The sequence below is a fragment of the Eximiradius proteiniborus genome (assembly GCF_058546985.1).
Window position 1 is genome coordinate 1,366,636 of record NZ_CM178592.1, and the last position, 20,598, is coordinate 1,387,233.

The window sequence follows — 20,598 nt, forward strand, 5'->3', positions numbered from 1 at the left end:
CCTATAGATTTTTAATTAATGATTCATTGGTATTATTCCTGTACAGCACATTATTATTTCTATCAACTATCTGCACAGGCACGGGCATATTGTCGATTAAGCCGACAAGTCTATCCAGCGTTGCGTTTATTCCTTCTATCAGGCGACGGAAATCTCCCAAATGGCGGATACCATTTGCCCGATAGGTTATTCGTCCTTCTGTTGCATTATCGACCAATTCATAGGTATCCTTGAGCAATAAATTTATGGCATCGATACACTGGTTAATGTTGTTTTTGATCTCGTTGAAGTCGCCACGATATTCTTCTTCTATCTTCGGTGGAATGTCGCCCTTCGAGATACGATCAATATACTCAGCAGTAACATTGAGCGGTCTGATAAGATTATCTATTGCCTGGTTTATACCTTCAACAATTTCCTTATAGCTGCCTTCGAATTCCTGAGCTTTTGCACGATAATCCAAACGTCCATCGCTTGCGGCTTTTGCCAGAGCACGCGTTTCTTCTATAACTTTTGAAATTTTTGACTTCATCAAATTGAAAGCATTAGCTAAGTCAAGAACTTCATCTTTGGTTTTAACTTGTAAATTATCAACCATTCTGCCTTTAGAAAGTTCTTTAGCGGCATTAGTAATTTCAACAATTGGATTGGATATTTTTTTGCTCAACAAAATTGATAATACGATGACAATAGCAATAGTAATCAGAAGAATCGCAACGATATAAAATGAAATCTCAGCTTTTTCTTCGTTAGCTTTTTCAACGTTCTGTTTATTTATTTTTTCAATATCATCGATATAATTACCTGTTCCGACAACCCAACGATATGGTTCAAAAGCTTTTGAATAGCCTCTTTTTGGAGCGGCGGCGGTGTCGCCGGGGCGTGGGAACCAATAATCAGTGAAACCACCGCCTGCACGAGCTTTTTCAATTAATTCTTTTATTAAGTACTTTCCTTTAACATCTTGAAGATTTAATCTGTTTGTTCCCTCGACAGCTTTACCAAGCAAAACAACATTATTCCCATCATAATCATCAATCCAGAAATACCCTTCTTTTTCATATCTTAAATCGCGGATTATTTTTTTTGCAAAATCCTGAGCTTGTTCTTTAGTTAGTTCACCTTTGTCTTCCATTGATTTTATTTTTTCCAACAGACTGATAACTGTATTAACCTCATAGACAATTACTCTATCGAAATTTTCATATAATAAATCAGTATTTTTCTTGATTTGAGTTGTAAAAATATTATCAATGAAATAGTAAAGCGAAATTCCAACTAAAAGCCCCGTGAATAATGTTGCAGAAACAGATAGAAGAACAATTTTATACATGATTTTTTTCATAGATAAACCCTCTGGTTAAAGGAATTACTTAAAAATCGAAATTATCGGTTAATTATTTTTAAAAATCATAGAATTAAAAATAAATAATCATTTTTTCACTCTAATGATGTTCTATTCCTATATAGGACATTGTTGTTTCTATCTACTATCTGCACAGGAACGGGCATATTGTCGATTAGTCCGACAAGTCTATCCAGCGAAGCGTTTATCCCTTCTATCAGACGACGGAAATCTCCTTGGTGACGGCTACCGTCTGCCCGATACGTTATTTTACCTTCCGAAGTATTATCGACCAATTCATACGTATCCTTGAGCAATAAATTTATCGCATCGATACATTGATTAATGTTGTTCTTTATCTCGTTGAAGTCGCCACGATATTCTTCCACTATCTTTGGTGGAATGTCGCCCTTAGAGATACGATCGATATATTCAGCCGCTACATTCAAAGGTCTAATTATATTGTTTATCGCTTCATTTATATTTCTCACCAACTCCCCAAATGCTCCACCATAACCTTCCAGGCTGGCTCTATAATCCAACTTACCATTATATAAATTCACTCCTAAATCGTTTATCTCGTCTATTATTCCACGTATTTTATTTGACATCTCTTTGAAGGCACGGCTAAGCTCACCTATCTCGTCTTCGCCTGATATTATTATTTCATCATCTATCCGACCTTCTTTGATATTTCGGGCTATTCCTACTAACTCTATTATCGGTTTCGTGGTTCTGTTTACAAACCAATAAGTGAGGATAATACCTATTATCGCTAATATTGCTGATATTAATATCTGCAGCAGCAACATATTGTTTGCAGCTTGCATAGGCACTTCTAATGGCACCTGCACCAACGCTGCCCAAGGAGTATCAGTCTTGCCAAAATGCACCGGGAATAGAATCTCGACGCGATCATCTATCACGGTATCTATTTCTGCTCCTTTCTGCACTAATTCAAGCAATGAAGGCAGATCGCTAAATTCGGGTATGGAATCAACACTCTTACCTAAATATTGTCTTAATCCGGTTCCACCAATCAGAGAACCATTGTTGGAAATTATTGAAATAACTCCTGTTTTATCAAAAATATCTACTTTGTCAGCGAAATTTTGGATAAAATCTAATTCGAAATCTGCACTAATTATCCCGTAAAATTTATTGTTATCAATAATTGGTGAAGCGACTGTAACCATAAAAATATTTTTACCTTCTACGATGAACCAGTATGGGTTTGTAATGCATTCATTCATTTTACGACGTGGTTCACCAAAATATTCTGATTTTTGTTCAGATTCCCATTCATCGGCTGGAAGATTTTGCTCGGCAAGCACAACTTTCCCATTCTTTCTTATGTGATATGCAAGATATCTACCGGTAAAGGTTTCGTTCTTTTTGCCAGCATAGAAATTGTCCATTCCATCAAAAGAATTATCTGGCAACCAAGAAACATATATACCATATAAATCCTTGTTCCTTTCAATTTGCTCCCGAAGAATATTGTTGCTCACCTGCCGGGAAATTTTAAGCGGATTTTCCTGAGCATTAACCTGTGAGTAAACACCGCTCAAAGTGCGAACAGTGAGCAAAGCATCTTCGATTTTTGATTTGAAAGTTTTAATAAATTTATCTGCTTCAATTTTTGCAAGCTTGCGAGCGTTTTCTTTAGCAATTTTTTTGGTATTTACTGTTGAATATACAATTATCGCTGCCGAAATAACGATTAAAATTAAAGCAGTTAAAATCAATAATTTTGATTTTATTGATTTTTTTATTTTGGCAAACATTGTAGCCTCCGATTAAAAACCAACTGTTGTGGAAAGTTTGTAATAATCTCTAACTTTTTTATTATCTGCTTTGTTCAAATGATCAACTAAATTCGGACCTAATGAAAATGTAACTGAAGCATTGTCTTTAAACTTCAGACTTACCTCGGGACCAAAAACAAAATAAAATGTGTTGAATTTAATTTTATCTTTGTTTGGATAAATATTGGAATAATCTTCGCCCCACAAATAGTGATCGAAGAATATACCAGCAGTAACATATTTGCTGAAAGAATAATTGAATTTCAAGAAATACTCAAATAAATGATATAATGGGGTATTTTTACCTTCATTTCTTAAATTTTTGTAATACATAATTCCGGGTGTGATATTGAAATTATCTAAGCTATAGCCGGCATAAATACTTGCAACAATATTATCACCAACAACAGCCCGACCTCCACCAGATTGATAATTGCCGTGTCCGAAACCTATGTTCGGATTTAAATAAGCAGCACCATCAAGCATAAGAAAATTCAGACCGAAACCAAATTCTGTAAGCAGATTAAAACCTCCTTGCTTGCCTGCCAACACATCTTGTGTCCAATAAATTCCGTAAAAAGTGAAATCAGTTTTTTCACCAATTGGAATGCTCCCGGCAACAGACGGATAAAAGCCCAAAGTGGGATCCTGAGACAATGTTACGCTGAAAGTACTTTCTCTTTGACTGTTCTCTTCTGCAAATATATTAGCAAAAGATAAAATAGTTAATGAGAAAGCAAAAATGGAGAAGATAATTTTTTTCATAGGGCACCTCAAAAAATTGAACTTGAACTTAAAATATAAAACAATTGATTTAAAGTTTTATTTTACTACTAAACAGAACATTTTTTTCTATCTATTATCAGCACAGACACGATCGTATGTCCGATAATCCCGCCAGCCTTTTAAATATTTCATTCTTCCAACAACCAAATGATGAACATCTCACTTGTGTTGGCTTCAATTTGTTTAATACTTCATTCGCAACTTTGTTGCATCTGCTATTATATTTTGTTAAACAGTAATGGGAAAATAGAAAAACGACAACAGAAAATAAAATTAATATTTAGTAATTATTTAAGTGGAACTACACATATGAGTGTGGATAATTATTTAAGACGGATATTTAATTTCTCGATAAAAAAATGTAATTTTGAAGTTTGATTTATTAGAATGTGAATTAATATCAAATATGTATTTAAGTAAATTAGAAATAGTTGGATTTAAATCGTTTGCTCAGAAGACACAACTCAAATTTAATGGTGGAATTTCTGCAATTGTGGGACCGAACGGCTGCGGAAAATCAAATATTGTTGATGCTATACGTTGGGTGTTAGGCGAACAAAAAACCTCAGTGCTTCGCTCTGATGTTATGGAAAACGTGATTTTCAATGGAACAAAAAACCGCAAGCCGCTTAGTATGGCAGAAGTTTCATTAACACTTGAAAATACAAAAGGAATATTGCCAAGTGAATATAGCGAAGTTACAGTTACAAGGCGATTATTTAGAAATGGAGAAAGTGAGTATTTAATTAATAAAAGCAAGTGCAGACTAAAAGACATAGTTGAACTGTTTATGGATACCGGGCTTGGAGCGGACTCGTATTCGGTGATTGAACTGAAAATGGTGGAAGCTATATTGAGCGGGCGACCCGATGAAAGACGAGCTTTGTTCGAAGAGGCTGCCGGAATAAAGAAATACAAACAAAGAAGAAAAGAAGCCGCAAAAAAATTAGAAACGGTTGTAGAGGACATTACACGTATTCAGGATATTCTGGAAGAGGTAAGGAAAAATGTAGCTTCTCTGGCACGTCAGGCTCAAAAGACCAAACGATACAACAATTTAATGTCTGAATACAAAGGTCTTGATAGCTCGATATTGGTTTTCAATTATTCACTTTTCAACAATAAAGCTGAAGCATATAAAAATGAACTGATTGAGCTAAACAAGCAGAAAATTAAGATGGAGTTCGAACTTGGAGAAACAGAAGAATTTCTCCGAAAATTAAAAGAACGGTATGCAATAACTGAAGAACAATATAATTTAATTATAGCAAACGAGGCAAGCCTCCAGGATAGGATTGCATCATCTGAAAAAGAGCTTGCAGTTTCTGACGAAAAGCTGAAAAATTTAAGCACTTCTAAAGAAAAGATAATAGCCGAAATAGAGAATGCAAAGCAAAGCATTCAATCATTGAAACTGGAAATTCAGGGAAACGAAGCTCTAATCAACGAAAAAAATAAAATAATTGAAGAACTTGAGGAAAAATTACTGACAAGCAAGGAAAACAGAGAGAACATTCTGCAAGAGTTGCGGCAATTAAAGGAAGAAAGCGATTATTCAAACGAAAAAGTGTTATCTCTGCAGAACACAATTAACAGTTTAAAAAATCATCAAAACCGGATTTCAGATAGAAAGAAAATGCTTGAACGCAAGGTTCAGGGAAATTTTGAAGAATCATCGAGACTTAAGAAACAAATAGAAGCAATAGAAACAGAACTTTTGAACGCTGATGAAATGCACAATAAACTTTCCGGTGAATTGTCCGAAGCTGAGAATCTGCTGGCACAAGAAAAAGAAAGACAAACAGTTTTGCAAAACAGCATCGATAGCGTAAAACATAAGTTGAATGATCGTAAGAATGCTCTTTCTGCCAGAAGAAATACACTTGAATATTTAAAATCAATTGTTGATACAAATCAAACATCGCAGTTCCTTATCAATTCATCGGGTTGGAGCAAGTCGAACGACAAAAATCAACTTGCCGAGCTTGTTGCAACAGACGAAGAGAATATTACGGCATTAGTTTCAATTTTGAACTACATCGGAGATTACTTTGTAGTTGAAAATGTTGATGAGGCAACGAAGGCAATTAATTTGCTGAAAGAATCGAAAAAAGGTCAAGCGTCATTTATTGCAAAAGATATAATTACAGACAGTCAGCATAAAATTAGTGATGCAGATGAGGGCAAATCTCTTTATCAAATAATTCGTGCTGAGCCGAAGATTGTAGAATTCCTGCAAAATATTCTTGGGAATTGCCTGATTGCTGAAACAGATGAAACTGCTCTAAAACTTGTAAGAGAAAAGAGGTGCGACTGTTGTGCTTCGAAAACCGGCTTGTTTGTTCATAAGTCGGGTTATATTTTCGGAGGTTCGGAGCAAAAGAATAAACAAAGTAAGATTGGTAGAAAAGAAAAAATTGAGAAAACACAGGAAGAAATTGATAAAATATCTCAGGAAATTGAGGTATTAAATGAAGAGCTGAGAAATCTGAGTGAAGAACTTTCGCTTATTGACTTACCATCTCTCACCTCAAATGTAAGACAAGCAGAAACACGATTGAAGAATTTCGAGCAAAAAATTTCACAGACGAAACTGCAAAAACAGGCGTTTGAGCAAAGTTTAGAAATTGTCAGTCAGAGCAATTTGCAAATAGAGCAGGAGCTTGATGAAATTCAATCTGAAGTAGATACGATTCAAAGTCAAATTGAAGAGGCAACGGAAGCTCTTGCCAAAGAGAAAGAAGAATATAACGCAATACAATCAAATTTGGCAAAAGTGGAAATAAAGGTAAAGAATTGTGATAATGAAATTCGTTCTACCGAAATTGAACTGACGAAATTAAACTCTGAAAGAAATTCCTGCGAAAATGATATTAAAAGATTAGCTAATAGTATTAAATCCTACGAAAACAAAATAAAAGATAAAGAAGATGAATTATTGAATGGTGATAGAATTGCAGTTGAACTAAAGGAAAAAACTGAAAAAATAGCTAATGAACTTATTAAATTGCGGGAAGAATATGAACAATTAGTTGATAGAAATCATAAATTGGTAACAGAAAAGAATTCAATCAATGAGCAAATTAATCAATACTCCGAAGCAATAAATTCGTTAAGAAATCAATATGATAAATTGAAAGAGCAAATACATCAGACAGACATAAAGATAAGCGAAATTAATGTGCAACTCAATTCAATAAAAGAGAGACTATCGGAAGATTTTGGAATTAACTGCGATGATGATTTGCCTTCGATACCTGAAGATTTCGATATAAATATTGCAAAAGAAAAGGTAATTGAGCTAAAAAACAAACTCGCATCGCTGGGAAATGTAAATTTCTTAGCTTTGGAAGAATACGAAAAGGAATCAGAAAGATTGAATTTCTATGAAAATCAAATAAATGACCTGCTTAATTCTGAAAAAACACTGAAAGAAACAATTGCTGAGATAAATCAAGCCGCGGAAAAGAATTTTTCGGAAACATTTCACCAAATACACGAGAACTTCAAAAGATTATTCAAAACTCTATTTGGTGAGGAAGGAGAAGCTGAACTGAAAATTGACGAGGGAAAATTATTAGAAACAGACATTGAAATTATTGCAAAACCACCGAATAAACGCCCGATAACAATAGAGCAACTATCACAAGGTGAAAAAACATTAACAGCGATAGCATTGCTGTTTGCCATTTATTTAGTGAAGCCATCTCCGTTTTGTATATTAGACGAGGTGGATGCACCACTTGATGATTCGAATGTAGATAAGTTCTTAACTTTAATCAAAGAGTTTAGCAATAATACGCAGTTTATTATCGTAACGCACAATAAAAAAACGATGTCGGCAGCAAATACTTTATATGGAATTACAATGCAGGAAGTCGGAGTATCGAAGACAGTATCTGTATCTTTGGAAAAAGTGGAAAACTTGCAATAAATAAAATTTGGAAAAAAAATAAAAAGTCTGTAAATTGCAAATTCATATTTTGTAAAAATTATAAGTTTATTGAGGATAAAATGTTGGTAGCGTTAGTAGAAATAGCCGGTCAACAATACGAAGTTAGCGAAAAAGCTCAGCTTGTGGTGCCTCATTTGCAAGGCGAAGTTGGAGAAACAGTTGAGTTCGATAAGATATTGCTTAAAAACAAAGATGGTAATATCGAAGTTGGTTCTCCATATTTAGAAGGCAAGGTGAAAGCTACAATCATGGAACACGCCAAAGGAAAAAAAGTATTGGTATTCCACAAAAAACGTCGCAAGGGACATCGTAAGCTGAATGGATTTCGTCCAATGTTTACTAAAATTGAAGTAAATAGCATCAATTAAGAAAAGAATTAATAATAATAGAGGTTACTATGGCTCATAAGAAAGGTGGCGGTTCATCGAAAAACGGACGCGATTCAAATCCACAGTATCGCGGAGTGAAGGTTTTCGGTGGTCAAAAAGTAATAGCTGGCAATATTATTGTTCGCCAATGTGGGACTAAATACCATCCAGGGAAAAACGTCGGACTTGGAAAAGATTACACAATTTTCTCGTTGATTGATGGTGTAGTAAAATTTGAAAGCAAAGACAAAACAAAAAAGAAAGTGTCTGTTTATCCAATTAACTAATTGCCTCTCTACTTGCAAAAAAGCCCGACTAAATTAGCCGGGCTTTATTTTTTTGTGGTTACATATTAGAAATTCTTTTCGAAGATTGATTGAACGTAATCCCAATTGATTACATTGAAGAAATTCTCTACATATTCATTGCGGCGGTTCTGATATTTTAAGTAATATGCGTGTTCCCAAACATCGAGACCAAGGACAGGCAACCCTTTTACGTCTGCCACATCCATAAGAGGATTATCTTGATTTGGAGTTGAAGAAACAACAAGCTTACCATCTTTAATAATTAGCCAAGCCCAGCCAGAGCCGAATCTTCCCATTGCTGCTTTTGAGAATTCAGCTTTGAAATTGTCGAATGAACCAAAATCTTTGTTGATTTGTTCCAAAAGTTTTCCTGAAGGAATTTTTGAAGACTTGCCAGACAAGAGCTTCCAGAAGAAAGCGTGGTTCCAATGTCCACCACCGTTATTACGAACAGCAACAGGATGTTTCGAAATATTAGCAAGAAGTTCGTCAAGGCTTAATTTTTCCATATCAGTTCCAGCAATTGCATTGTTTAAATTAGTAACATAAGCCTGATGGTGCTTAGTGTGGTGAATTTCCATTGTGCGAGCGTCGATATAAGGTTCTAATGCATCATAGGAATAGTCAAGTTCGGGAAGAAGATATTTCCCGGAGTCATCTTTTGAAAAATTGAGATTAAGTTTTTCTGAAAAAGAAGCGAAAGCAGAATTTGATAACATAATTACACCTAATAATATTAATTTTACATATTTCATAATTAGTTGCTCCTAATTTTAGTTTTAGAGACGCTTAATTTTAAATAAAATTTTATTAAATTAAAAAATTTTTTAGCAACGCTTAAATTTATTAATAAAGTTTTCAAATAATCGAAATTCACAATAATTTTTTCTTATAAACTTTATAATATTGTTTTTAAAATCAGATGTTTAACAAACAAATATAGAGGAAACAATGAGTGTTCTTGTTGACAAAAAGGCAAAGTTAATAGTTCAGGGAATAACCGGTTCGGAAGGCACATACCATACATCACAGATGATAGAATATGGAACTCAGGTAGTAGCAGGAGTAACACCCGGAAAAGGTGGCACAATGTATGGTGGAAAAGGTGAAATAAAATTTGCATACGAGGTGCCTGTTTATAACACAGTCAGAGAAGCAGTGGAAGCAACAGGAGCAAATGCGAGCGTGATATTTGTTCCGCCATTTGCAGCAGCAGACGCAATACTTGAAGCAATAGATGCAAAAGTGCCGTTGATTGTCTGCATTACAGAAGGCATACCAGTTCGTGATATGATAAAAGTCAAGGCAGCACTCGAAAATTCATCATCAAGGTTGATTGGACCGAATTGTCCGGGGATTATTACACCTGGGGAAGTCAAAATTGGAATTATGCCGGGCTACATTCACAAGAAAGGCAAGGTGGGTGTGGTATCGCGTAGTGGGACTTTAACTTACGAGGCAGTAAATCAATTATCTGAGCTGAAAATAGGACAATCGACCTGTATCGGAATAGGTGGCGACCCAATTATTGGAACTCAATTTATTGATGCCCTGGAACTGTTCAACGAAGATAAGAAAACTGAGGCTATCGTTATGATTGGCGAAATCGGCGGAAATGCTGAGGAAATTGCTGCTGCCTACATAAAGAAAAATGTTAAAAAGCCTGTTATCGGATTTATTGCAGGGCGAACTGCTCCTCCGGGACGTCGTATGGGACACGCTGGGGCAATCATTTCTGGCGGAAAAGGCACAGCCGAAGATAAAATTTCTGCAATGAAAGATGCGGGTATTATTGTAGTTGATTCACCAGCAGATATTGGAATTACAGTTAAAAAAGTGCTCGATGGAATTGCAATAAAAAAGAAAATTGTTGAAAAAAGAAAAAGCAAAACTGCAGAGAAATAGATTTTCACTTATTAAATATTATTTTTTGAGACAGAAATCTTCTCACCATTTTTTGTGTGAGAAGATTTTTTTGAAATTAAAAAATTTATTTTGAAAAGAATCTGGTTAGTTAAACCAAGAGCGAACAAAAAAAATTATTTTTTGATAAAAAATCGAGACAAAATCAACAGATAATAGTGTGAATTCTTGTTGATAAATAAAAGGTTAATGAAACTATTTCGTCTAAATATTTTTGGAGTTGTTGAAATGTTCGAACGGAGGAAAAATGGAAGGGAAAAGTTCGAAAAAGCCTTTGCGTCAGGCATTGGATACAGAAAAAGATTTGTTGAATACTTATAAAAAACAGGAGGAACAAAAAGTGAAAAAAATGGAAGAAGAAAACAGAACTATGGAAGAAAGTCAAAACGAACTGAATATTGATAATCAAAATGAAAAAAGCCAATCGGAAGATAGTAACAATAATATTATCGAGGAACTATCAAATATTGCATTAGATAAAATTTCAGAAATTGAAGAATTAAAAGCTGAGAGGGATTATCTAAAAGATCAGTTAGTAAGAAAAGTGGCTGAAATTGAAAATCAGAGAAAGCGGCATTTGAAAGAAAAACAAGAGTTGGCAGATTATGCAAACGGGCAACTTCTTGGTAAAATGATAGAACTACTTGACTATTTTGAGCAGGCAGTTGATGCATCAAGCAAGACAACTGACATAGAGGCATTGAGAACAGGTTTGGAGATGCTTTATCAAAAAGCAGTAAAGCTATTCGAAGAGCAAGGCGTAAAAAAAATGGAAGATCCGACAGGCAAGCCATTCGATGTAAATTTACAAGATGCAATTATGGCTATGAATTCGGACAAAGAAGAAGGCACAGTGCTGCAAGTAGCCCAGCCCGGATATATGTATAAGGACAAAGTGCTACGCCACGCAAAAGTAATCACTTCAAACGGACAATCTAACGGATAGGTGAAATCAGATGAGCTTACAAAGCATTAAGGATAGTTTTACAAAAAGAGATAGAGTAATAAGAATTCTATCGAAAGATGGATATTTCAGGGGAGTTGCGGTTAAGAATACAGCAATGGCACTCGATGCGCAAGCAAGACACAATCTTGAGGCAACACCGGCATTTTTTCTTGCTAAAACATTAGCTGCTTCGACCTTGCTTTCAGCATTTCTCAAAGGCGAGGAACGGGTAAGCATAGAAATCGATGGTTCAAATTATATAAAAAAAATATATTCTGAATCTATTCAAGTTGGCGAAACCCGCGGATTTATCCGGGTTGATAATAAATACGGCGAAAGCAAATTGCATTCTATTGATGATGCAATAGGGAAAGGGAAAATTAAGGTATCGAGAATTTTATATAACAAAACAGAACCGATAATAGGAATTACAGAGTTAGCACAAGGCGATATTTCAACTGATTTAGCTTATTATTTCAGTCAATCGGAGCAAATTCCATCGGCAGTTTTATTAGATGCTTCAATTGACGATAACGGAAAGATACTTCAATCGGGCGGACTAATAATTCAAGCTATGCCGCAAGCACCATTAAAGGAAATAGTCAGAATTACAGAACGACTTTACGAACTACCACCAATTTCACAATTATTATCCGATGGACACACTATCGAAGAAATTATCCGTCAAGCAACTGATTTTGAGTTCGAAATAGTGAAGCATTCACCAGTGGATTTTTATTGCCGTTGTTCGAAGGAAGGATTTCTCGGTCATCTTGTGGCACTTGGTGCCGACGAAATACGCAATATGCAAAAAGAGGGACATACGGAGCTTGTTTGTCAGTATTGCAGCGAAAAATATATTTTAGATGAGAGTGATTTTGCAAGAATATTAACAGAGATTCAAGCAAAAAATAATTAGGAGAAATCGCTATGGCAAAAAGGAACAAGAAGAAAGAAACATCGGAAGAAGTAAGTTTACCGAAAAAACTACCAATATTACCACTACGAGACATAATCATCTACCCCAATATGATTTATCCTGTGCTCATCGGCAGGGAAACTTCAATGAAGGCGGTCAATTATGCATTGGATAATGACAAACTGATTTTTGTTGTTATACAGAAAGTGCCCGAACAGGACGACCCGACAATAAATGATTTGTTTGAGCACGGAATTGTTGCTAAGATATTACAGGTGTTGCGTCTTCCAAACAATTTATACAAGGTGCTATTAGAAGGCTTATATCAGGCAAAAATAGTAAAAAAAGCACGAAAAAAAGATTTCTTAGAAGCGGAAATCGAAAGTGTGAGCATCCATTATCAGGAAGACGACTCGGAATTGGCAGCACTTGTAAGATATTTATCGGAATCATTCAAACAATACGTAAACAAATCAAAAAATTTGCCATCAGACTTGATTTTAGCGTTCGATACAATTGAAGACCCGCTCTATAAATTATATTATGCAGCAGCGAACATAAAGTCCAAACTTCAGGAAAAGCAAAAAATTTTAGAAGAAACAGACATCAAGCAGAAATTTTTCCTTTTAAATTCGCTTCTGAGCAATGAGCTTGAACTATTAAAACTTGAAGAAGAAATTACAAATAAAGTTCATTCAGTAATACAAAAAAATCAGAAAAAATATTATATTCAGGAGCAAATCCGCACATTGCAACAGGAACTTGAAGAAGACGAAGGACTACCGCAGGAACTACTCGAAATAAAAGAGAAAATCGAAAAAGCAAATCTACCAAAACACGCTTACGAAAAAGCTTTAGAGGAACTCGACAAACTGAAGAAAACCCCGATGATGTCGCCGGAATATTCAGTTAATCGAACTTATCTCGATTTGCTTTTAGCACTTCCCTGGAATGAAAAAACGCAGGACAATATCAGAATAGAGCACGTCAAAAAAGTATTGGACGAAGATCATTATGATTTGGAGCGACCGAAGGAACGAATACTTGAATATATTGCAGTATTGAATTTTACGGGAGCATTGCGTCGCCAGATATTGTGCTTTGTGGGACCACCGGGAGTTGGGAAAACATCGTTAGCAAAATCGATTGCACGAGCTTTGGGAAGAAAATTTGTTCGTTTTTCGTTGGGTGGAGTTCGCGACGAAGCTGAGATACGCGGTCATAGGCGAACTTACGTAGGAGCTTTGCCCGGTAAAATAATTCAGTCGATGAAAAAGGCAGGAACGATAAATCCTGTGATATTGCTGGATGAAATTGACAAAATGTCGATGGATTTTCGTGGAGACCCGTCGGCAGCATTGCTGGAAGTGCTTGATCCAGAACAAAATGCAAATTTCAATGACCATTATTTAGAAATTGATTTTGATTTGTCGAATGTCTTATTTATTACAACTGCGAATGTAAAATATGATATTCCGGCTCCTTTGCTCGATAGGATGGAAATAATTGAAATCAATAGCTACCTTGAAATCGATAAGCTCGAAATAGCAAAAAGGCACATAATACCCAAATTGCTCAATGAATTTGGATTGGACAAGCTCAGGATTAGCTTTACTGATGAAGCGATATTAAAAATAATTCGCCAGTATACACGCGAAGCAGGTGTTCGCAATTTAGAACGCGAAATTGCATCTGTATTGCGAAAACTTGCAAAAGAAATTGTTTCTGAATCTTCTGATTATACAGCGGAAAGCAATGAATGGGTTCCGATACAAGAGAATAAAGAGATTTTGAAAAAGATATCCAAGAAAAAATACAAAGTTACTCCTGAGACAGTAGAAAAATATCTCAAAGCACCGATTTATAAAGAAAAATCAGATGAATTAGATGACAAAGTCGGAGTAGTAACAGGGCTTGCCTGGACAAGTGTTGGCGGTGATGTGATGCCGGTGGAAGTATCGATAATGCCCTCGACAACCGAAAAACTAACACTGACGGGGAAATTAGGGGACGTAATGAAAGAATCAGCAGTTGCAGCGCTTTCATTTATTCGTTCCAACTATAAGGCATTGGGATTGAATGAGAATTTCTATAAGAAAAAGGAAATTCATATTCACGTTCCGGAAGGAGCGATACCCAAAGACGGACCATCGGCAGGCATAACAATTGCAATGGCGATAATTTCGGCGATTAGTGGCAAACCTGCAAACGGAAAAGTTGCAATGACCGGAGAAATCACTTTGCGAGGGAATATTTTGCCAATCGGCGGATTGAAAGAAAAGCTGTTAGCCGCGAAGCGTTTTGGGATTACCAAAGTTATTATTCCGGATGAAAACTGGCGAGAAATACAGGATTTTCCGGTAGAAATCACCAATTCTTTGGAGATAATTCCTGTTAAGACATTGTGGGAAGCACTTCCGGTTGTTTTCAAATAATTGACTAAAATTAATAATAAAATCAAAAGGCTGGAGAACAAACCAGCCTTTTTTTTATCATTGAAAATTTATAAGTATTTTTCAGCAAACGTATTTATGAATCAATCCGGAAGTTTTATAAATTAAGCTAAAACATAATAAAGAAAGCGAAATGCCTATAATATCGGCAAGCAAATCATAAACAGAAGCATCTCGTCCCGGAACGAAGCTTTGGTGGAACTCATCAGAAATAGCGAATAAAGTAGCAAAAGCGAAAGTAATCAGAAGAATTTTACGTTTATTGAAATTAAAATTACTAACCAGAAAAAGCATTAAAAGAAGAGAATAAACAAAGAAAGCACTTAAATGAAGTATTTTGTCGAAGTTCAATATACCTAAATCGGGTAAATCTATTTGCGGCTGATGAGAAGCAATAAAAATAGCTACTGAAGCAAGCAAAACCGGCAAAGAAGTAATTATTTTAAATTTCATCCCGAACATTCCTGATTGCTTTGCCTAAATAATTTATTACATCGGAAGCAGTTACGCTCTCAGTTGAATACTGAGCAGAGTATAAATCAGCAGATAGCCCGTGAATAAAAGCAGCTATTGCACCTGCAATTGCAATATTATCGCACCGAGCCGCAAAAGCGGAAACAATGCCGGTGAGTGCATCGCCTGTTCCACCACTTGCGAGCCCACAATTGCCACTTGTAGAGTAGTAGAATTTGTCCCCATCGCTCACAACAGTAGTGCTACCTTTCAGCAGAAGGTTGGTTTCGTATTTCTGGCAAAATTCTCTGATAAGCGGAAGTTTATTTTGTGAAATGTCAGATTTATTTATACCAAGAATCCGGGAAAACTCGCCTAAATGAGGAGTCAGAATTACATTTTTGCTTAATTTATTTAATTTGGAGACAATGCGAATCGCATCAGCATCAAGAATGATTTTTGTATTTAGATTTTGCAAAATTTTTTCAACAATTTTCAAAGTATCTTCTGAAGAACCAAGACCGGGACCTATAGCAACAACATCAAAATGAGATAATTCATCGATTAATTCAGCAATATTATTTTCGGAGTATGCAATAAATCCATCGTTGTCGGCAGTGAGTTGATGATGAATAACTTCTGCTCTTAGCTGAGGATGAAATGATGTTGAGAATAGATGAACCAAGCCGGCACCTGCAACAACAGCCGCATTTGAGGCAATCGCTGCTGCTCCCGGATAACGGTGCGAACCGGCAACAAGTGCAATTTTGCCGCAATCGTATTTATTTGCATCAACCGGAATATTTTTTAACAGAGAGTAGTCGTGTGGTTCAATCTCCCATTCTTCGATAATGTGATTGACTAAGCTGCTATCGAAACCTAAATATGCGACGAATATTTCTCCGAAAACGGAGCTTAATTTTTTATCGAGCATTGTGCGTTTTTTGCAAAACATCGTAATAGTAGCAGAAGCCCGAAAAACATCAGGGTGGAATTTTCCGGTAGTTGAATTCAAGCCAGTAGGAACATCAATAGCAATTTTGACAGAATTAGTTTGATTTGCCTTTTTGAGCAGAGGCACAACCAAACCGCGTAGGTCTTCTCCCCCACCGACACCGATTAAGGCATCAATAATTAGTTCAAAATCGAAGCTTGTGCTTTTGATTTGTTCTTCATCAGAAAAATGTTTTATGATAATATTGCGATTATTTTTAGCAAACTCAAAATTTGCTTTTGTTTCATCGGACATTTTGGACAAATCGCCAATCACAAAAATTGTAACAGGGCAAAATTCAGATAGCAACCGAGCAAGAGCAAAACCATCGCCACCGTTATTACCAACACCACAAAGCACAAGGCAATTACGGAAGCGAAGACCAAATCTTTCTTTTATGATTTCGAAACAGGAACGAGCAGCATTTTCCATCATCAAGGCACCTGAGCTAAGACGCAAATCTTCCATAACTGCTTTATCTATCAGCTTTGACTTTTCAGCAGATGCAACAGGCTTCATAATACTAACCTATACACAATGTTAGAATGATGCTAAATTAATGAATAAACATCAAATTTTGATGAAAAATATATTATGAATACTCAAAAACAAAGCGTAACACTAATTAATTGAAAATAAAACATATTGGCATAATATTTGTATTCAACAGAAATAAATAATAAACATATTATTGGTGAAACAATGAGAAAAGTTATTTTTGGATTAATATTTATCCTTTCTTTTGAGATTTATGCGGCAGAACCAATAGTTGAGCTTTCGGCTTTGCCAAGCAACAACGAACTCGAACTATACGAAGAAAGCGAGGGGCTATTCGCTCTCAAAATATTAGAATATTACAGAATAGCGGTGTTGTATGAGGCTCAACTTCGGTTAATTGGATTGCAGCCAGCCAATCCAACGTCAATACCAACGCTCGAAGAACTAACTGATGCTGACGCCAGAACACTGCGTCGTTACTACAATCAAGCAGATGGGCTACGTCGGCAAGTGATGGATGCCCCCGATGCTCCATACCATAAGAAAATAGTTGAGCTGAGAGAAAAAATTGAGAAAATGAACAATGATAATTTTATACTACAAGAACAAATACACCGTCAGAATTTAGAATTGCTCTCGGCAAATTATTACAGGAACCGCTACCGTGAAATGATAGCGCAGATTGATAGTTTACGAAGCGAACTTGATAAAATGTTCTTCGATTGTCGTCAGCAGTCGTGGGTGCAGATGGAACATATTCGTCAGGCATACGATAACTGGAAGAATAGCGCGTCAATTTTATCAATCGGGTTATCCGGCAATTATTTGAATTATAATGATTCCCGGATTGATGCAAATATTTCTCCTGGGATTGCATTAATATTTAATCCAAGCCCGATTTTTGGGATGGGAAAGATACTTGATATCTGGACTGAGTACACATATCAGATTATTGAAGCAGAAAAATTCTATCAGAACAGACGCGTAAATATGGAATATAAAACAGATTACATTTCGACCGGAATGAATTTAAATATACCACTTTCAGAAGTAATGAAAATAGAGAATTTTTATTTAGGGCTGAAGGGAGGCTACGGATTTTTCTGGGGTTCTTGCCGACTGCCCAATACGGAATTGCCTTCGAAGAAGTGGCAGGGACAAACGATAAGGATGGAGCTAATGGCAACAAATTTCAGTCGTTTTCATTTTCCGATAGGATTTTTCGCTGCGTATAATTTCAATCATTATTCAAAGGATTTAGTATTTCCGGCGTTTGGAGGAGAAATAAATCTGGGGCGTCCGTGGACAACAAATTTTCAGCTTGGGGTACGTTTTGCATTATGGCAAACAGTATCGACCACCATATATTAAGGTGTGAAAATGAAAAAGTATATTTTATTAATTATGGCTATATGTTTGGTTTCTTTTTCTAATGATAATCAAAAGATTAAGAACTTAGAAACAAAATCGAAAAAATATATCGAACAAGGCAATTACCCAAAAGCAATTTCTACTCTGGAAGAAGCAAACCGAATGAAATCTGAACAGAAGCAGTCCCCGCGCCCGGCAACGAGCAGAAATATATCGCAGGCATCGCGATTTGTGAAGCTTGCCCAAAGTTACATAAACAACGGGGATTATGGCAAAGCATTTGAAAATTTGGAAAGAGCAGAAAGATTAATTGGAAAAAATCAAAGCTGGGAGGCACAATATTGGTCTGCTGCAATAGATGAAGCATACGGAGCAATATACAAAAAGATGAATATCCCAGACAAAGCGAGTGAATACCTGAAGCTGGCACTTAGGAAATATCAGAAGCTCATTTCAATGCCCGGTGGTAGTCAGGATGCTGTTAAAATATTAATTGCAAATTTGGAGAATGAAATAAATGAGTTGCCTTTGATTAGCAATAATTCAGTTGTTCTGAACTTCGACAACCAGAAATTACGGGATTTACCGGCAAATTTGCCACAACAAGTAGAAAACATTAGTATATCATCGAACAGATTGAGAAATTTTCCACAAGGAATTTCAAATTTCAAACAGCTCAAAGTATTGAATTTGTCGAACAACTCAATTAGTGAGGTGAAATTTGATTTTGGGAGTATTAGACAGATTCGGTGGTTAGACTTGTCGAATAACAAAATAAAATCTCTTGATGAAAGTATCGGCAAGGCAAGCAATCTTGAATATTTGGATTTATCCAACAATAAGCTGAAAACAATACCGATGAGCATTACTAATCTGAAAAACTTAAAAGTATTGAATTTAAAAAACAACGAATTAGCATTTTCGAGCATAAAAACAATTTTGCAATCGCTCCCAAATACTAATGTGTTGCACGACGAGTATCTTCAAAAAGGCGAAGAAACCGAGTAGAAAGAAAAAGTAAAAAAATATTTATTTCAATTTATTTATTACGAAGTTGCTTTATTCAGAAGCAACAAAAGAAAATGAGAAAAAATGAAAGAGGCGTATTAAGAATACGCCTCTACTTTGATATAAACTGATATTTTCCAGATATTTAAGCTTCTTTATAAATAAAATTTGATTATAAAAAGTATTGCAACAATAATTGTAACTAAAGACACTTCTTTAAACCGACCACTTAATATTTTAAATAACACATAAGAGAGAACGCCAAAGATAATGCCATCAGAGATGGAGAAAGTAAGCGGCATCATTACAATTGTGAAGAATACGGGGATAAGTTCGGTGTAATCGCTAAGGTCTATGTTTTTAATTGGTGTCATCATCATTGCACCGACCAGGATAAGTGCAGATGCAGTAGCGGCAGACGGTATCATCAAGAAAATTGGGGAGAATAGCAAAGCAAGAAGGAATAAGATTGCAGTAGTCAGAGCAGTAAGTCCTGTTCTGCCACCTTCTGCAACACCAGCAGCACTTTCGACATAAGTTGCAACAGTGGAAGTTCCCAACATAGCACCAGCAGTTGTTCCAATTGCATCAGCCATAAGTGCTTCTTTCACACGAGGCACTCTACCTTCGCTATCGAGCAGATTTGCTTTTGATGATACTCCGATAAGGGTGCCAACTGTGTCGAACATATCGACGAACAGAAAAGTGAAACACACAACCACCATATCCATTGAAAAAATATCAGACCATTCAAACTTCATAAAAATTGGTGAAAGCGACGGTGGAGCTACTTCGAAGCTCGAAGGGATAATTGTAATATTAAGCGGAATTCCTACCAAGGTTCCGACCAAAATACCAATCAACAACGCTCCTTTTACTCTGAGGGCAAGAAGAGTGCCGGCAACCAGGAACGAGATAATTGTAACCATAGGAGCAGCGCTATGAGATACATCAGTTATTTTACCCAGAGATACAAAAGTAGCTTCGTTGCTAACAATAATTCCAGCGTTTTTCAGACCGATGAAGGCAATGAACAAACCAATACCAACAGAAATTGCGTGCTTAATATTTGTAGGAATGGAATTGACAATTAATTCCCGCACATTGAAAAAAGTGAGAAGTATAAAAATAATACCTTCGATAAAAACTGCTGTTAAAGCAAATTGCCAGGTGTGCCCCATTCCCAGAACAACGGTATAAGTAAAAAATGCATTTAATCCCATACCGGGAGCAAGAGCAAAAGGTAATTTTGCATAAAAAGCCATTACCAGAGTTGCTACTACTGATGCAAGAGCAGTTGCAGTAAAGACAGCACCTTTGTCCATTCCGGCTGCACTAAGGATTTGCGGATTTACAGCAAGGATATATGCCATTGTCATAAATGTAGTAAATCCAGCAATAAGTTCTGTTTTGAAGTCTGTTTTATTCTCAGAGAGCTTAAAATAATTTTCAAGAAATTTCAT

The 20,598-nt window shown here is 35.9% G+C and carries 16 protein-coding genes; 9 read left to right on the top strand and 7 right to left on the bottom strand.

Annotated features, from left to right (window positions below; translation table 11 throughout):
• Position 1: 1 nt before the first annotated feature.
• The 3 genes from ACY2LT_RS05650 to ACY2LT_RS05660 all read right to left on the bottom strand — a co-directional run bounded on the left by ACY2LT_RS05650 (position 2) and on the right by ACY2LT_RS05660 (position 3,918).
• The gene (locus tag ACY2LT_RS05650; RefSeq protein WP_491814412.1) at positions 2–1,345 is read right to left on the bottom strand and encodes a cache domain-containing protein; all 1,344 of its coding nucleotides are present in this window, start codon (positions 1,343–1,345) and stop codon (positions 2–4) included.
• Positions 1,346–1,440: 95 nt separating this feature from the next.
• Positions 1,441–3,132, bottom strand: a complete 1,692-nt coding sequence (locus ACY2LT_RS05655; protein WP_491814414.1) for a HAMP domain-containing protein — start codon at positions 3,130–3,132, stop codon at positions 1,441–1,443.
• A gap of 12 nt (positions 3,133–3,144) precedes the next feature.
• Positions 3,145–3,918 carry a DUF6733 family protein gene (locus ACY2LT_RS05660; RefSeq protein ID WP_491814416.1) on the bottom strand — a complete coding sequence of 258 codons (774 nt, stop codon included), beginning with the start codon at positions 3,916–3,918 and terminating at the stop codon, positions 3,145–3,147.
• Positions 3,919–4,345: 427 nt separating this feature from the next.
• Here ACY2LT_RS05660 and smc point away from each other — a divergent pair, with 427 nt between their 5' ends.
• The 3 genes from smc (at position 4,346) to rpmA (ending at position 8,549) form a co-directional block, all read left to right on the top strand.
• On the top strand, positions 4,346–7,873 hold the full coding sequence (smc, locus tag ACY2LT_RS05665; protein WP_491814417.1) for a chromosome segregation protein SMC: 3,528 nt from the start codon (positions 4,346–4,348) through the stop codon (positions 7,871–7,873).
• 80 nt (positions 7,874–7,953) lie between these two features.
• Positions 7,954–8,262 carry a 50S ribosomal protein L21 gene (rplU, locus tag ACY2LT_RS05670; RefSeq protein WP_491814419.1) on the top strand — a complete coding sequence of 103 codons (309 nt, stop codon included), beginning with the start codon at positions 7,954–7,956 and terminating at the stop codon, positions 8,260–8,262.
• A 29-nt stretch (positions 8,263–8,291) separates the two neighbouring features.
• The gene (rpmA, locus tag ACY2LT_RS05675; RefSeq protein ID WP_491814420.1) at positions 8,292–8,549 is read left to right on the top strand and encodes a 50S ribosomal protein L27; all 258 of its coding nucleotides are present in this window, start codon (positions 8,292–8,294) and stop codon (positions 8,547–8,549) included.
• A 65-nt stretch (positions 8,550–8,614) separates the two neighbouring features.
• Here rpmA and ACY2LT_RS05680 read toward each other — a convergent pair whose 3' ends face one another.
• Positions 8,615–9,325 (bottom strand): superoxide dismutase, encoded by a 711-nt coding sequence (locus ACY2LT_RS05680; protein WP_491814421.1) that lies wholly within the window; start codon positions 9,323–9,325, stop codon positions 8,615–8,617.
• A 196-nt stretch (positions 9,326–9,521) separates the two neighbouring features.
• Here ACY2LT_RS05680 and sucD point away from each other — a divergent pair, with 196 nt between their 5' ends.
• The 4 genes from sucD (at position 9,522) to lon (ending at position 14,793) form a co-directional block, all read left to right on the top strand.
• Entirely contained in the window at positions 9,522–10,475 is a 954-nt protein-coding gene (gene sucD, locus ACY2LT_RS05685) for a succinate--CoA ligase subunit alpha (RefSeq protein ID WP_491814422.1), read from the top strand.
• Positions 10,476–10,740: 265 nt separating this feature from the next.
• Positions 10,741–11,439 (top strand): nucleotide exchange factor GrpE, encoded by a 699-nt coding sequence (locus ACY2LT_RS05690; RefSeq protein ID WP_491814423.1) that lies wholly within the window; start codon positions 10,741–10,743, stop codon positions 11,437–11,439.
• A 10-nt stretch (positions 11,440–11,449) separates the two neighbouring features.
• Positions 11,450–12,358 (top strand): Hsp33 family molecular chaperone HslO, encoded by a 909-nt coding sequence (locus ACY2LT_RS05695; protein WP_491814424.1) that lies wholly within the window; start codon positions 11,450–11,452, stop codon positions 12,356–12,358.
• Between the two features lie 11 nt (positions 12,359–12,369).
• The gene (gene lon, locus ACY2LT_RS05700; protein ID WP_491814425.1) at positions 12,370–14,793 is read left to right on the top strand and encodes an endopeptidase La; all 2,424 of its coding nucleotides are present in this window, start codon (positions 12,370–12,372) and stop codon (positions 14,791–14,793) included.
• 81 nt (positions 14,794–14,874) lie between these two features.
• Here the strand turns inward: lon and ACY2LT_RS05705 are convergent, their stop codons facing one another.
• Together ACY2LT_RS05705 and ACY2LT_RS05710 are read right to left on the bottom strand one after the other, a co-directional pair.
• Positions 14,875–15,264 carry a VanZ family protein gene (locus tag ACY2LT_RS05705; protein WP_491814426.1) on the bottom strand — a complete coding sequence of 130 codons (390 nt, stop codon included), beginning with the start codon at positions 15,262–15,264 and terminating at the stop codon, positions 14,875–14,877.
• Positions 15,254–16,777, bottom strand: coding sequence for an NAD(P)H-hydrate dehydratase (locus ACY2LT_RS05710; protein WP_491814427.1), 1,524 nt, complete (start codon positions 16,775–16,777; stop codon positions 15,254–15,256). The genes ACY2LT_RS05705 and ACY2LT_RS05710 overlap by 11 nt, the downstream gene beginning before the upstream one ends.
• Positions 16,778–16,960: 183 nt before the next feature.
• Here ACY2LT_RS05710 and ACY2LT_RS05715 point away from each other — a divergent pair, with 183 nt between their 5' ends.
• Both ACY2LT_RS05715 and ACY2LT_RS05720 read left to right on the top strand, forming a co-directional pair.
• Positions 16,961–18,127 (top strand): hypothetical protein, encoded by a 1,167-nt coding sequence (locus ACY2LT_RS05715; RefSeq protein WP_491814428.1) that lies wholly within the window; start codon positions 16,961–16,963, stop codon positions 18,125–18,127.
• Between the two features lie 9 nt (positions 18,128–18,136).
• Positions 18,137–19,135, top strand: a complete 999-nt coding sequence (locus ACY2LT_RS05720) for a leucine-rich repeat domain-containing protein (protein ID WP_491814429.1) — start codon at positions 18,137–18,139, stop codon at positions 19,133–19,135.
• 155 nt (positions 19,136–19,290) lie between these two features.
• Here ACY2LT_RS05720 and ACY2LT_RS05725 read toward each other — a convergent pair whose 3' ends face one another.
• A complete protein-coding gene (locus ACY2LT_RS05725; protein WP_491814430.1) occupies positions 19,291–20,598 on the bottom strand; it encodes an NCS2 family permease in 1,308 nt (435 codons plus the stop codon).